Source organism: Streptococcus sp. STR1/CE/0325 (assembly GCF_055386095.1).
On record NZ_AP045018.1, the window covers coordinates 428,796 to 442,550 of the forward strand.

A 13,755-nucleotide genomic window follows, 5' to 3' on the forward strand; every position below is an offset into this window, starting at 1 on the left:
ATGACAAGACAAAGACGACAAGATGCCCTTTCACAGGCGCTTCAAGACCATATTAGAACCTTGACGCGTCTTGAAAAGGCCTTTTACGGAGCTATTGTGTTGACCGCTATTACCATGGCGATTAGCATTATTTACCTGCAAAGCAAGCAGCAGCAAGTCCAGCAACAAATCACTCAGTTAAACAACCGCATTGACGAGAAAGAAACAGAGCTCAATGATGCAAAACAAGAAGTCAATGAATTGAGTCGTTATGACCGCGTGTCTAAGATAGCGACGGATGATGGGATGACCATCAAACATGACAATATTGGTAAGGTGGAATAGGACGATTGAAAGATCTAAAAAAGCGATTTTTAGCTTATGTGCAAAAAGACAGAAAAACGCCTGCTGAAAATCGAGAACGTGTCGGACAAAATTTGATGATGATGAGTGTGTTTATCTTTTTTGTGTTCATCATCAATTTTGTCATTATCGTTGGAACAGATAAAAGATTCGGTGTCAAGCTATCAGAAGGGGCTAAGCAAGTTTATCAAAGAACGCAGACCATTCCAGCTAAGCGTGGGACCATTTATGACCGTGATGGCAATGTCATCGCAGAAGATTCGGTGACTTATACGGTTTATGCCATTATTGACAAGTCTTATGTATCGGCGGATCAAAAAAAGCTATATGTCACCCAATCCCAGTATGATAAGGTGGCGGATCTTTTTAGCCAGTACCTTAAAATGGACAAGGACTATGTTAAAAAGCAGCTCGCTCAAGATAATCTGACCCAAGTTTATTTTGGAAATAAGGGATCTGGTCTGACTTACAGCACTATGACCAGCATCAAGGATGCGGCAAAAGAAGCTGGAATTGAAGGTATTTCCTTTGAAACCAGTGTCAGCAGGATGTATCCAAATGGAACTTTTGCGTCGCAGTTTATTGGGCTTGCCCAAACCAAGGAAGATAAGGAAGGCAACAAGAGTCTGGTGGGAACAACTGGTCTTGAAGCCGCTTTTGATGATATTTTGTCGGGTCAAGATGGTAAAATTACCTATCAAAAAGATAAAAACGGCAATACCCTCCTTGGAACAGGCACGAAAAAGAGTGAGGCTGTTGATGGAAAGGATATCTACACCACGCTCTCTGACCCTATTCAGCGCTATTTGGAAACGCAGATGGATGTCTTTCAAAAAGAAACCAAAGGGGTGGAGGCAAGCGCTACTTTGGTCAATGCAAGGACCGGTGAAATTTTAGCCACAACGCAAAGACCGACCTTTAATTCGGACACTAAAAAGGGGCTAACCAAGGATTTTACCTGGCGTAGCGCTCTTTATCAGACCAACTATGAACCCGGATCGACCATGAAGGTGATGACGCTGGCCGCTGCGATTGACTCAGGGGTCTTTCATCCAAACGAAATCTATAACAATGCTGAGCTTAAAATTGCGGATGCCACGATTAGGGACTGGAGTGTCAATATGGGGCTCTCAAGTGGAGAGTATATGTCTTTTGCCCAAGGTTTTGCCTTTTCAAGTAATGTTGGGATGACTCTTTTGGAGCAAAAAATGGGTAATGACAAGTGGTTGAACTATTTGTCTAAGTTCCGTTTTGGATTTCCAACACGTTTTGGTATGGGAGATGAATCCACTGGACTTTTGCCTTCAGACAATGCCGTTAGTATTGCCATGAGTGCCTTTGGTCAGGGAATCGCTGTCACGCAAACTCAGATGCTAAGAGCCTTTCTTTCCATCTCAAATGACGGCGATATGTTAGAGCCGCAGTTCATCAGCCAAATCTATGATCCCAATACCAACACAGCTAGACTGTCTCAAAAAGAAGTCGTGGGACATCCCGTGCCAAAAGAAGTGGCTCAAAAAGTTAGGGATTATATGGTAACGGTTGGAACAGACCCAGATAAGGGAACGCTTTATGGAACCGATGGCCCCATTATCCAAGTGGGAAATGAATCCGTTGCCGTCAAGTCAGGAACTGCGCAAATTCCAGCACCAGATGGGTCAGGGTATCTGCAAGGAGAAAAAGATACCATCAACTCAGTGGTGGCCATGGTGCCTTCTGAAAACCCAGACTTTCTCATGTATGTGACCGTTCAGCAAGCGAAAACCTTCTCAGGTCTTTTCTGGAAAGATGTGGTCAATCCTGTCTTAGAAGAAGCTATGATCATGCGTGATAGTTTGATGGAACCTGCTGTGACCTCAGATAAGGAGATGACCTACCGCATGCCAGAAGTCGGGAAAACCTCACCAGGAGCTCTTTCTGATATTCTAAGAAGAAACCTTGTGCATCCAATTGTTCTTGGAACAGGAAGCAAGGTCAGCAAGATGTCTGTCAAAGAAGGCGAAAAGCTAAAGGCTAATGAACAAATCCTTATTTTAACCAGCAATCTTGAAACCATGCCGGATATGTACGGCTGGACCAAGGAAAATGTAGAGACCTTTGCCAAGTGGTTAGGGTTGAAGGTCACTTATAAAGGTGATTCATCTGGAGTGGTCGTTAAACAAAATATTGACGTCGGCACCAGCATGACCAAGTTGAAAAAAATAACCATTACATTAGGAGAAGAGTAGAAAGATTATGTTTTTAAGTCTCATTGCAGGAGGGCTGACCTTTGTGTTGACTTTCCTAGCTATTCCGCATTTTATGACCTTTTTTCAAAAGAAAAAAATAGGTGGTCAGCAGATGCACGAAGATGTGCATCAACACCAAGAAAAAGCAGGGACCCCGACCATGGGAGGAACCGTTTTTCTGCTCGTTTCTTTGGTGGTGAGCTTCTTTTTAGCAGCTGCAACGCACCTCACAGGAGCTGTGGTCGGTCTTTTATTGGTCATTTTTATCTACGGTTTGATTGGCTTTATGGATGATTTCTTAAAGATTTTTCGTCAGATCAATGAAGGCTTGACCCCTCGTCAGAAGATGCTAGCGCAGATCCTAGCTGGTCTTCTCTTTTACATCTTTTATGTCTATCCAAGCGGTAGCGACCAGCTCAATGTCTTTGGCTGGTCCTTGCCTCTAGGCTTTCTTTACTTTTTCTTCGTCCTTTTTTGGCTGGTTGGTTTTTCCAATGCGGTCAATTTGACAGATGGTTTAGACGGGCTTGCTTCGATTTTAGTCGTGATTAGTTTGTCGGCTTATGGAGTCATTGCTTATGTACAAGAGCAGTATGATATGCTTCTTGTTATCATCAGTATGATTGGTGGACTTTTGGCCTTCTTTTGCTACAACAAAAAACCAGCTAAGATTTTCATGGGCGATGTCGGTAGTCTTGCACTTGGTGCCATGCTAGCAGCGCTCTCCATCATCCTCCATCAAGAGTGGACCTTGCTTTTAATCGGTTTGGTCTATGTTTGTGAGACCAGCTCGGTGATGCTTCAGGTGGCTTACTTCAAATACACTAAGCGAAAATACGGCGAGGGCAGGCGCATTTTTCGTATGACTCCACTTCACCATCATTTTGAACTCGGTGGCTTTAGCGGAAAAGGAAAGGCTTGGAGTGAGTGGAAGGTTGATGGTTTCTTTTGGCTAGTTGGGCTTGTGATGGGTCTTATCACGCTTGCCATCCTCTATTTATAAGCATCCGTAAAGGTTGGGCTAGGCCCAATCTTTTTTTGTGTTTCTTAAAGCAAGGGCAAAGAATGGTCGTTTTGCGCTCTTTTGTGATATAATGGAAGCATGACATTTGAAAGATTTAAGTTTAAACCAGAAATACAAGCAGCCTTGGACGATATTGGCTTTGTGACCCCAACGCCTGTTCAGGAAAAGTTGATTCCAGTTGTCCTGTCTGGACGAGATGTGGTCGGAGAGTCAAAGACCGGCTCAGGCAAGACTCATACCTTTTTGCTCCCTATTTTTGAGCAGCTAGATCCCCAAAAAAATGAGGTGCAAGCCATCATCACAGCACCAAGTAGAGAATTGGCGACCCAGATTTACCAAGCTAGTCAGCAAGTTGCTAAGTTTTTTGACGACGAGGTTCGTGTGGTCAATTATGTGGGAGGAACGGATAAGCAGCGCCAATTAGACAAGCTCAAGTTAGCCCAGCCCCATATTGTGATTGGAACACCTGGTCGGATTGAGGATATGATCCAGTCTGGGGAGCTCTTGGTTCATAAGACCAAGACTTTTGTGGTGGATGAGGCGGATATGACGCTTGATATGGGCTTTTTGGATACGGTGGACCGGATTGCTGGTCGTCTGGGTCAAGAGGTGCAAATTCTCGTCTTTTCAGCCACCATTCCGCAAAAATTACAACCTTTCTTGAAAAAATACCTGCATCAACCCCTCATGGAGAAAATCAAAACTGAGACGGTGATTGCAGATACCATTGACAATTGGCTGATTTCCACCAAGGGACGCGATAAGAACCAAGAAATTCTCGCCATCCTAAAAACCATGCAGCCTTATTTGGCTATGATTTTTGCCAATACCAAGACCAGAGCTGATGAGTTGCATCATTTTCTAGTGGCAAATGGTTTAAAAGTCGCCAAGATTCACGGAGATATGCCGCCACGTGAGCGCAAGCGTATCATGAATCAGGTCAAAAACCTTGATTATCAGTACATCGTGGCCACTGATTTGGCAGCCAGAGGTATTGACATTGAGGGAGTCAGCCATGTCATCAACGATGCCATTCCACAAGATTTGAGCTTCTTTGTCCATCGGGTGGGGCGTACAGGGCGCAATGGGCTTTCTGGAATTGCCATTACCCTTTATCAGCCGAGTGACGATTCAGATATTCGTGAGTTGGAGAAGATGGGTATCCGCTTTGTGCCAAAGGTCTTGAAAAATGGGCAAATCGAAGACACTTACGACCGAGATCGCAGGGCTAACCGTGAAAAGACCAAGGAAAAACTAGACACAGAAATGCTTGGTCTTGTCAAAAAGAAAAAGAAAAAGATCAAACCGGGCTACAAGAAAAAGATCCAATGGGCAGTTAATGAAAAACGCCGTAAGGAAAATCGTGCCAAACGCCGCGCCCAAGGTAGAGCTGAACGTAAGGCGAAGAAGCAAACCTTTTAAGGGCTTGATAAGGTTTCTTTATCAAATAGATAGAAAATCAATATTGGGAAAAAGGACTAACTTGTGATAAACTATTACCATTACAAATGAAAGTGAGGTAATAGGATGAAAAAATGGCTGAAATCCAGTCTTTGGTTGTTGGGAATAGGACTTGCTTTGGCCTGTCAATCAGTATTTGCAGCCAGCAAGACCATTGTCGTTGCGACAGACTCAGATACTGCGCCTTTTACCTACAAGGATAAGGACGATTTTAAGGGTTATGATATTGATCTGTTGAAGGCGATTTTTAAGGGGCAAAAGGATTACGACCTCAAGTTTGAAACCGTTCCTTTTTCTTCGATTTTAACGGGTCTGGATGCTGGTCGCTATCAGGTGGCTGCTAATAATTTCAACTACAGCAAGGAGCGTTCTAGTAAGTATCTTTACTCACGTCCTATTTCTAAATCCAATTATGCTATTGCTGGTCCAAAAGGCAGCAAATGGACTAAGTTAAGCCAGTTGTCTGGAAAGACCACAGAAGCTTATGCTGGTGCCAACTACACACAAGTCTTAGAAGATTGGAACAAGGCAAATCCAGATAAAGAACCCATTAAGATTAACTATGTTGCCAATAGTGTGCCCTTGACCCAGCGTCTCCAACATGTGGAAAGTAGCCAGATAGACTTTGTCTTGTTTGATCGCGTTTCCCTTGAAACCATCAAAAAAGATCAAGGGATCAACCTTAGTATCACAGATATAAAAGACAAGGTCGGAAGTGACAAGGATGGTCTGGAATATTTCTTGTTTGCCAAAGACAAAGAAGGGGAGCAGCTGAGAACATTCGTTAATAAACGACTTGAGCGCTTGGAAAAAGACGGCACCTTGAAAACGTTAAGCCAAACCTATTTTGGTTCAGACCTTACCCGTCATTTACCGACAAAGTAAAGGATAAGATATGAATAGTGTATTAGCAGCTGGGTGGTATCAAGGCTTTGTAGATAGCCTTCCAGATGGTCGGCTCTTTAGCGTGCGAGCCGTTTTTGATGCCATTCCAACCATTTTAGAACAGTTACCAGTAACGCTTGGTTTGACTTTAGGAGGCTCTCTTTTTGGCCTCCTCTTGGCGCTTTTATTTGCCATTGTCAAGCTCAATCGAGTTAGAATCATCTATCCCATTCAAGCGGTAGTGGTCAGCTTTTTAAGGGGAACACCGGTCTTGGTACAGCTCATGCTCAGTTACTACGGGATTCCGCTTCTTTTAAAGGCGTTGAATCAATCCTACGGTCTCAACTGGCAGATTAATCAAATTCCAGCAGTGGTCTTTGCCATCACAGCCTTTGCTTTTAACGAAGCAGCCTATACCAGTGAGACCATTCGAGCGGCGATTTTAGCGGTGAATAGTGGTGAGATTGAGGCAGCAAAAAGTCTAGGGATGACCTCTAGTCAGATTTATCGGCGGGTCATTATTCCAAATGCAGCCGTTATTGCCACACCAACTCTCATCAACACCTTGATTGGTTTGACCAAGGGGACGTCCCTTGCCTTTAATGCAGGAATCGTAGAGATGTTTGCTCAAGCGCAGATCTTAGGTGGACGTGATTACCGTTACTTTGAACGCTTTATCTCGGTAGCCTTGATCTACTGGGCGGTGAGCATTGTCATTGAGTTCTTCGGTCGCTTTATCGAGCGCAAGATGGCTATTCCATCTTCAGAAGAGTTACAAGTAGGAGGGCAACATGATTGAAATTAGAGGTTTGACCAAGACCTTTTCTGGGCAAAAAGTCCTCGATCATCTCAATTTAGATATCAAAAAAGGTGAAGTGGTGGCTCTCGTTGGGGCTTCTGGAGCGGGGAAATCAACCTTTCTACGCAGTCTCAATTATCTAGAAGAACCCGATTCTGGCACGATTTCTCTTGATGATTTCAAAGTGGATTTTAAAACCATCACCAAGGAGCAAGCGATCGCTCTTAGACGCAAATTAGCCATGGTTTTTCAGCAGTTTAACCTCTTTGAAAGACGAACAGCCCTTGATAATGTCAAGGAGGGTCTAGTTGTTGTGAAGCGCTTATCAGATGAGGAAGCGACCCGCATTGCCAAAGAAGAGTTGGCCAAGGTCGGTTTGTCTGACCGTGAAAATCACTATCCAAGACACTTGTCAGGTGGGCAAAAGCAACGGGTAGCCTTGGCGAGGGCTCTTGCCATGAAACCAGATGTTCTTCTGCTTGATGAGCCAACCTCAGCTCTTGACCCAGAGTTAGTTGGTGAGGTAGAAAAATCCATCCTCAAGGCGGCAAAAGAAGGGCAAACCATGCTCTTGGTCAGCCATGACATGAATTTTATCTATCAAGTGGCAGATAAGGTGCTCTTTCTTGAAAAGGGAAAAATCTTGGAAGAAGGCACACCAGAAGAGCTCTTCCATCACCCTAAGCATGAACGGACCAAGGAATTTTTTGCGTCTTATCAAAAGACTTATATTTAATTCAAGATGTTATTAGAAATTTTTAATTTTTACTTACAAGGCTTGCTGATGTCTGTCATCATGGTGACGCTATCAGGTGGGGTTTGGCTCTTTTATAGGGCTGGCAAACGACTTGACAAAACGCTCAAAGAACGCCAAGCGGCGCTCTATGATACCTTGATGATGGCTTTGGTCAGCATGCCTATTCTTTCTTTTGCGTTTATGGCGATTATCATTATGATCAAAGCCTAAAGATAAAGCAAATCACTCAGTCAAAAAGGAGAAAGCAAGATGTATGATACGATTGTGATTGGCGCAGGTCCAGCAGGGATGACTGCGGCTCTTTATGTTGCAAGAAGTAACCTTAAAGTGGCGCTTTTAGAGCAAGGCGCACCGGGCGGTCAGATGAATAACACAGCTGATATTGAGAATTACCCTGGTTATGAGCTGATTTCTGGTCCGGAGCTATCTATGAAGATGTACGAACCTCTGGAAAAATTTGGGGTGGAAAACATTTACGGTATTGTAGAGAGCATTACCGATAAGGATGGCGTTAAAATCATCAAAACAGCCGATCAAACTTATGAAACCAAAACTGTGATTGTCGCAACAGGAGCTAAGCATAGAACCTTGGGTGTTCTTGGAGAAGCTACCTATGCCAGCAGAGGGGTTTCCTACTGTGCGGTCTGTGATGGCGCCTTCTTTAGAGGTCAAGATTTATTAGTTGTTGGCGGCGGTGATTCTGCGGTGGAAGAAGCCCTCTTTCTCACTCGATTTGCCAATAGCGTCACCATTGTTCATAGACGTGATGAACTGCGCGCCCAAAAAATCCTTCAAGAACGTGCTTTTGCCAATCCTAAGATTCGTTTTATCTGGGATAGCGTGGTACGTGAAATCAAAGGAAATGATATTAAGGTGACAGAGGTCGAGTTTGAAAATGTCAAGACTAAGGAAATCAGCACTCAAGCCTTTGGCGGAGTCTTTATCTATGTTGGCTTAGACCCAGTTTCTAGCATGGTTAAGGACTTGGGAATTACAGATGAAGCCGGCTGGATTGAGACAGATAACCACATGAGAACGGCTGTTTCTGGTGTCTATGCGGTGGGAGATGTGCGAAAGAAAGATTTGCGCCAAATCACCACAGCAGTCGGAGACGGTGCAACAGCAGGTATCGCTGCTTATCAAGATATTACATCAGGATTTTAAGTCAAATAGCGAGGTTGGAGTTTTTCCACCTCGCTTTTTGCATCTAGGAATTTTTTCCTTGCAAAATCATGAAAATATGATATACTTAACTGGTAAAAAAATTAACCAGTTAATCACGGAGGAACAGATGAAACCGTTACGTTTATTAGCCCTTTTGGCGGCTAGCCTCTTGCTTATTCTTGGAGTGACCAAGACCGAGCAAAGCCAAGCAGAGGACAAAAAGATTAGCATTGTCACCACATTTTATCCTGTCTATGAATTTACCAAAAATATTGTCGGCGATAAAGGGGATGTCAGTCTCTTGATTGGCCCTGGGACAGAGGTTCATGATTTTGAGCCATCAACCAAGGACATCACGCGTATCCAAAAAGCCAATGACTTTGTTTACATGGATGATAGTCTCGAAACTTGGGTCAAAAAAACACAAAAATCAATTGATAATAAGAAACTCAATGTGGTCAAAGCCAGTGGTAATATGCTCTTGACCAAGGGCGTGGAAGAGGAAGAAGAGGAAGGTCATGAAGGCCATCATCATGCTTATGATCCTCATCTTTGGCTTTCGCCTCAGCGTGCCATCACCCTAGTGGAGAACATCCGAGATGGCTTGATCAAGGCGCATCCAGAAGATGCAACAACCTTCACGGAAAATGCTGAACGTTATATTGAAAAATTAAAGGCCTTGGACAAAGAATACCAAGAAGGTTTATCTAATGCTAAGCAAAAAAGTTTTGTAACCCAGCATGCTGCTTTTGGTTACATGGCGCTTGATTATGGGCTCAATCAAGTGCCTATCACAGGGGTCTCTGCTGAGAGTGAACCAACCGCAAAACGTATGGCTGAGTTGAGTAAGTACGTTAAAAAATATGGCATTAACTATATTTATTTCGAGGAAAATGCCTCTCAAGCTGTGGCCAAAACCCTTGCCAAAGAAGCTGGAGTGAAGACTGAAGTACTTAATCCTATTGAAAGTCTGACTAAAAAAGAGGTCGCAGCAGGTGAGGATTATTTCTCTATTATGCGGGAGAATTTGAAACATCTACGTCTGACGACAGATAAAGCAGGTAAAGCTATCCAAGCAGAAAAAGATGACAGTAAGACGGTGGAAAAAGGTTACTTCAAGGATAAGGACATCAAGAACCGTAAACTCTCCGATTGGTCTGGAGATTGGCAGTCTGTTTACCCTTACCTCGAAGACGGCACACTCGATCCTGTATGGGACTATAAGGCCAAGGCTAACAAGGATAAAACCGCAAAAGAGTACAAAGAATACTACACTAAGGGTTATCAAACCGATGTTTCTGAGATTAAAATTAATGGCAAGAAAAACACCATGACCTTTGTGCAAAATGGTGAGTCCAAAACCTACACTTACAAGTATGTGGGTTATAAGGTCTTGACCTATAAGAAAGGGAATCGTGGTGTACGCTACTTGTTTGAAGCAACGAACAAGGATGCCGGCTCCTTCAAGTATGTGCAGTTTAGCGATCATGCGATTGCGCCACAAGATGCTGAGCACTTCCATATCTTCTTTGGTGGCGAAAGCCAAGAAAAACTCCTAGAAGAGATGGATAACTGGCCAACCTACTATCCAAAGAAACTCAGCGGTCATGAAATCGCTCAGGAAATCATCGCACACTAATATCTCATGAGAGGACTAGGAATTCCTAGTCTTCTTTTTATAGTCTTTTCGTTTATCTTTTCTGACTTTGTTAACTCATCTTGCCTAACTCCAGTTATGTCTAGACCTCGTCCTAAAAGCAAATGAAACGACTAGATTATCTAAAAATAAATTAGAATAATTCTAAATAGTTGACAGGAGAACTATCTCATGCTATCATAAGTTTATAAATAATAATCATTCTAATTAAAGGAGTCTCTTATGTTCTTATCTTGGAAAGAGATGCGTAAAAATCGCAAGCATTATTTGCTGATTGAGTTGATTTTGGTTTTGATGATTTTCATGGTCATCTTTTTATCTGGTTTGGCACATGGTCTGTCAAAAGCTATCTCTGCGGCTATTAATACTAGCCCTGCTTCCTATTATGTGATTGAAAGCGAAGGGGATAACAATAGTTTATCGGCATCTAATTTGACCAAGGACCAAGTCAAAGAGTGGAAAAAAGAGTTGGGTGATCAAGAATCGGCTTTGCTGAGTGTCCAGCGTGCTTATCTGACCAAGAAAGCAGAAGATCAAAAGTTAGATGTGGCTTACTTTGCTGTTGATCCAAAAGGTTTTATGGCACCAAAGGCAGATTTTAGTCAGGAAAATAGTATTGTTTTAGACCGTTCTTTTGAAAATAAGGGTATCAAGGTTGGAGATAAGGTGATCGATAGTAGCTCTAAGGAAACCTTGACGGTTCAGGGCTTTATCAAGGATGCGAAATATAGTCATGTGGGTGTTGGTTATATCTCACTTGATACGCTTGAGCATTTGCGTCAAGCCGGCCATCGAAAAGGAGAAGTCACTTATACGGCTCTAGCCTTAAAGGAAAAACCATCGATTAAGACCTTGTCTGGGGCGCATGTCGTGGATAAGGCAGTGATTATTCAAAACTTGCCAGGTTATGAGGCAGAACAGTTGACCATTCATTTGATTATTTGGGTCTTGATTTCTGTTAGCTCAGCTATTTTAGGAGCTTTCTTCTATATCATTACCATTCAAAAACAAGCCATGTATGGCGTAATGAAAGCACTTGGTATGACCATGGGTGAGATTAGCCGCATGCTACTCAGTCAGATTCTCTTGTTGGCTGTCTTTGGTCTAGTTGGGGGCAATGCGTTGGTGTATGCTTTATCTCTTGGCTTGCCAGATGCGATGCCATTTGATTTGTCAGGACAGGATATGCTCGTGACCACTGTCGCTTTCTTATTGATTTCTCTACTGGCGGGGCTTTTATCTGTAAGAAAAGTAGCCAAAGTTGATCCATTGATGACCATAGGAGGTAATCCAGCATGAGTAAATTGAATTTGCAGGTTAAAAATCTGTCTAAGAGTTACCAAGACGGTAAAGAAAGACGGGTGATTTTAGATGATATTTCTCTTGAGTTAGAAAAAGGGGCTTTGATTGCGATTGTTGGGCCATCTGGTTCAGGGAAATCTACCTTTTTATCTATCCTAGGTGCGCTGTTATCAGCAGATAGTGGTGAAATTCGCTTAGGCGATCACTTGGTTGGTAAAAGTCAAAAGGAATGGACACAGTTGCGCCGTCATCAGATTGGTTTTATCTTTCAAACCCATCAGCTACTACCTTTCTTGACGGTCAAAGAACAGCTTTTGTTGAGCCAGCAGCTCAGTGGACAAGCCTCATCTCAGTTAGCAGAAGACCTGCTAGAGAGTCTAGGGTTAAAAGGCAAGCAAGATCAATATCCAGAAAGTTTGTCTGGTGGTGAGCGCCAACGGGTAGCCATTGCAAGAAGCTTTATGAATGATCCAGAGCTCATCTTGGCTGATGAACCCACGGCCAGCCTTGACCGTGAAAGAGGGATTCAGGTGGTGGAGATGATCGCAAAAGAAATCAAACAACGTCAAAAGGCAGGCATCATGGTTACCCATGATGATCGGGTGCTGCATCTAGTGGACCGAATTTACCGCTTGGAGGACGGCAAGCTAGAATTGGTTGAAGGATAAAGAGTTTGGGTTTAGATCCCAACTCTTTTTTGCCTTTTTAAGAGGTCTTAGGGGATAAAAAAAGCCTTCTTCGGTTTCCCGAAAAAGGCTTTGATTTTGATGATACGATTCTTATTTGAGACCGTATTTTTTGTTGAAACGGTCCACACGTCCGTCTGCTTGGGTGAATTTTTGACGACCAGTGTAGAATGGGTGTGAATCAGAAGAGATTTCCACACGGATAAGTGGGTAAGTTTCACCTTCAAATTCAACAGTTTCTTTAGAAGATTTTGTTGATCCGCTAAGGAACTTGTAACCTGTGGTTGTGTCAAGGAATACGACTGGGCGGTATTCTGGATGGATATCTTTTTTCATTTCTATTTCCTTTCTGCCATAGCCCTTTTGAGCCATAGTTATTAACCATTACATTCTATCAAATCGTACCTGATTTTTCAAGTCAAAACGCTATTTTTCTTCAAATAATTTTTGAAGTTCTTGGTAAATGGCTTCATTTTCCTCAATAGACGCAGAAACAGCGCCACTGGCTAAGAGATGCCCGCCTCCACCGTGGCGTTTTGCGACTTCATTGATGGGAACGGATTTGCTACGCAAGCGCACGCGGTAGTAGCCTTCTGGCTGCTCGACAAAAATAGCCCAAGTTTCGACAGTATCAATCTTGCCGGGACTGGAAACGATAGCCCCTGTGTCGAGATCGCTCAGTCCCATCTTGTTTAGTAACTCTTGCGTCAAGGTGACATAAGCCACACCATTTTCATCGATGGTCAAATGCTCAAAGACATAAGATTGCAACTTCGCTATATCAAGCGAAAAGGTGTCCATCATACGCGCTAATAAACTGGCATCAAAATCATAGTTTCTTAGAATGGCTGCGAGTTCCAAGGTCTTGCTGGTGGTGGCTGGATATAAAAATCGGCCTGTATCTCCAACGATTCCTGCATAAAGCAAGCGAGCGGCTTCGTTGGTCAGACTAAGCCCAGTCGCTAAGGCAAAATCAGTGATGATCTCGCTAGTGCTAGAGGCAGTCGTATCAACGTAGTTGAGGTCGCCGTACTGGTCATCTGCGGGGTGGTGGTCGATCTTGATGAGGTAAGCTCCTTTTTGATAGCGCTCGTCATCGATACGTGGGCTATTAGCGGTATCTGTTACGATGACTAGGGCCCCTTCGTATTCTTGGTCAGAGACTGCGTTCATTTGTGCTAGCCAAGTGAGGTTGGGGTCGTCGCAGCCGGTTACCTTGATGGTTTTTTGGGGGAAATGCTCTTTCAACAAGAGGGCAAGCCCCACCTGACTGCCCAAAGCATCTGGGTCAGGACGCTGGTGTCGATGGATAATAATGGTATCATAATTTTGAATGGTTTCTAAGATTTGCGTAAACATAACTGGTCTCCTAAATGTTTTCTTTCTATTATAGCATATTCTGTAAAAAAGACAGGTCACCAAGAACGAAGCCGAACCTTTTTGGTTGAAA

At 43.3% G+C, this 13,755-nt stretch carries 14 protein-coding genes; 12 read left to right on the top strand and 2 right to left on the bottom strand.

Annotated features, from left to right (window positions below):
* The 12 genes from ftsL (at nt 1) to ACZ49W_RS02320 (ending at nt 12,287) form a co-directional block, all read left to right on the top strand.
* Nucleotides 1-324, top strand: a complete 324-nt coding sequence (gene ftsL / locus ACZ49W_RS02265; protein WP_464813721.1) for a cell division protein FtsL — start codon at nt 1-3, stop codon at nt 322-324.
* A 5-nt stretch (nt 325-329) separates the two neighbouring features.
* Nucleotides 330-2,570 carry a penicillin-binding protein PBP2X gene (pbp2x, locus tag ACZ49W_RS02270; protein WP_464813722.1) on the top strand — a complete coding sequence of 747 codons (2,241 nt, stop codon included), beginning with the start codon at nt 330-332 and terminating at the stop codon, nt 2,568-2,570.
* Nucleotides 2,571-2,577: 7 nt separating this feature from the next.
* On the top strand, nt 2,578-3,573 hold the full coding sequence (gene mraY / locus ACZ49W_RS02275) for a phospho-N-acetylmuramoyl-pentapeptide-transferase (protein WP_464813723.1): 996 nt from the start codon (nt 2,578-2,580) through the stop codon (nt 3,571-3,573).
* A gap of 99 nt (nt 3,574-3,672) precedes the next feature.
* On the top strand, nt 3,673-5,016 hold the full coding sequence (locus ACZ49W_RS02280; RefSeq protein ID WP_464813724.1) for a DEAD/DEAH box helicase: 1,344 nt from the start codon (nt 3,673-3,675) through the stop codon (nt 5,014-5,016).
* A 105-nt stretch (nt 5,017-5,121) separates the two neighbouring features.
* Nucleotides 5,122-5,940: a transporter substrate-binding domain-containing protein gene (locus tag ACZ49W_RS02285; RefSeq protein ID WP_464813725.1), complete on the top strand. Its 819-nt coding sequence runs from the start codon at nt 5,122-5,124 to the stop codon at nt 5,938-5,940.
* A 10-nt stretch (nt 5,941-5,950) separates the two neighbouring features.
* Nucleotides 5,951-6,739 carry an amino acid ABC transporter permease gene (locus tag ACZ49W_RS02290; protein WP_464813726.1) on the top strand — a complete coding sequence of 263 codons (789 nt, stop codon included), beginning with the start codon at nt 5,951-5,953 and terminating at the stop codon, nt 6,737-6,739.
* Nucleotides 6,732-7,475 carry an amino acid ABC transporter ATP-binding protein gene (locus ACZ49W_RS02295; RefSeq protein WP_464813727.1) on the top strand — a complete coding sequence of 248 codons (744 nt, stop codon included), beginning with the start codon at nt 6,732-6,734 and terminating at the stop codon, nt 7,473-7,475. The genes ACZ49W_RS02290 and ACZ49W_RS02295 overlap by 8 nt, the downstream gene beginning before the upstream one ends.
* Before the next feature lie 6 nt (nt 7,476-7,481).
* Nucleotides 7,482-7,706, top strand: coding sequence for a DUF4059 family protein (locus ACZ49W_RS02300; protein ID WP_464813728.1), 225 nt, complete (start codon nt 7,482-7,484; stop codon nt 7,704-7,706).
* Nucleotides 7,707-7,745: 39 nt separating this feature from the next.
* Nucleotides 7,746-8,660, top strand: coding sequence for a thioredoxin-disulfide reductase (gene trxB, locus ACZ49W_RS02305; RefSeq protein WP_464813729.1), 915 nt, complete (start codon nt 7,746-7,748; stop codon nt 8,658-8,660).
* Between the two features lie 127 nt (nt 8,661-8,787).
* The gene (locus tag ACZ49W_RS02310; RefSeq protein WP_464813730.1) at nt 8,788-10,299 is read left to right on the top strand and encodes a zinc ABC transporter substrate-binding protein AdcA; all 1,512 of its coding nucleotides are present in this window, start codon (nt 8,788-8,790) and stop codon (nt 10,297-10,299) included.
* Nucleotides 10,300-10,539: 240 nt separating this feature from the next.
* Nucleotides 10,540-11,616 carry an ABC transporter permease gene (locus ACZ49W_RS02315; protein ID WP_464813731.1) on the top strand — a complete coding sequence of 359 codons (1,077 nt, stop codon included), beginning with the start codon at nt 10,540-10,542 and terminating at the stop codon, nt 11,614-11,616.
* Nucleotides 11,613-12,287, top strand: coding sequence for an ABC transporter ATP-binding protein (locus ACZ49W_RS02320; RefSeq protein WP_464813732.1), 675 nt, complete (start codon nt 11,613-11,615; stop codon nt 12,285-12,287). The genes ACZ49W_RS02315 and ACZ49W_RS02320 overlap by 4 nt, the downstream gene beginning before the upstream one ends.
* Nucleotides 12,288-12,398: 111 nt before the next feature.
* On the opposite strand, the gene ACZ49W_RS02325 is transcribed toward ACZ49W_RS02320, so the two are convergent.
* Together ACZ49W_RS02325 and ACZ49W_RS02330 are read right to left on the bottom strand one after the other, a co-directional pair.
* Nucleotides 12,399-12,641, bottom strand: coding sequence for a type B 50S ribosomal protein L31 (locus ACZ49W_RS02325; RefSeq protein WP_273414229.1), 243 nt, complete (start codon nt 12,639-12,641; stop codon nt 12,399-12,401).
* A 90-nt stretch (nt 12,642-12,731) separates the two neighbouring features.
* Nucleotides 12,732-13,664, bottom strand: coding sequence for a DHH family phosphoesterase (locus ACZ49W_RS02330; protein WP_464813733.1), 933 nt, complete (start codon nt 13,662-13,664; stop codon nt 12,732-12,734).
* Between the last annotated feature and the right edge of the window lie 91 nt (nt 13,665-13,755).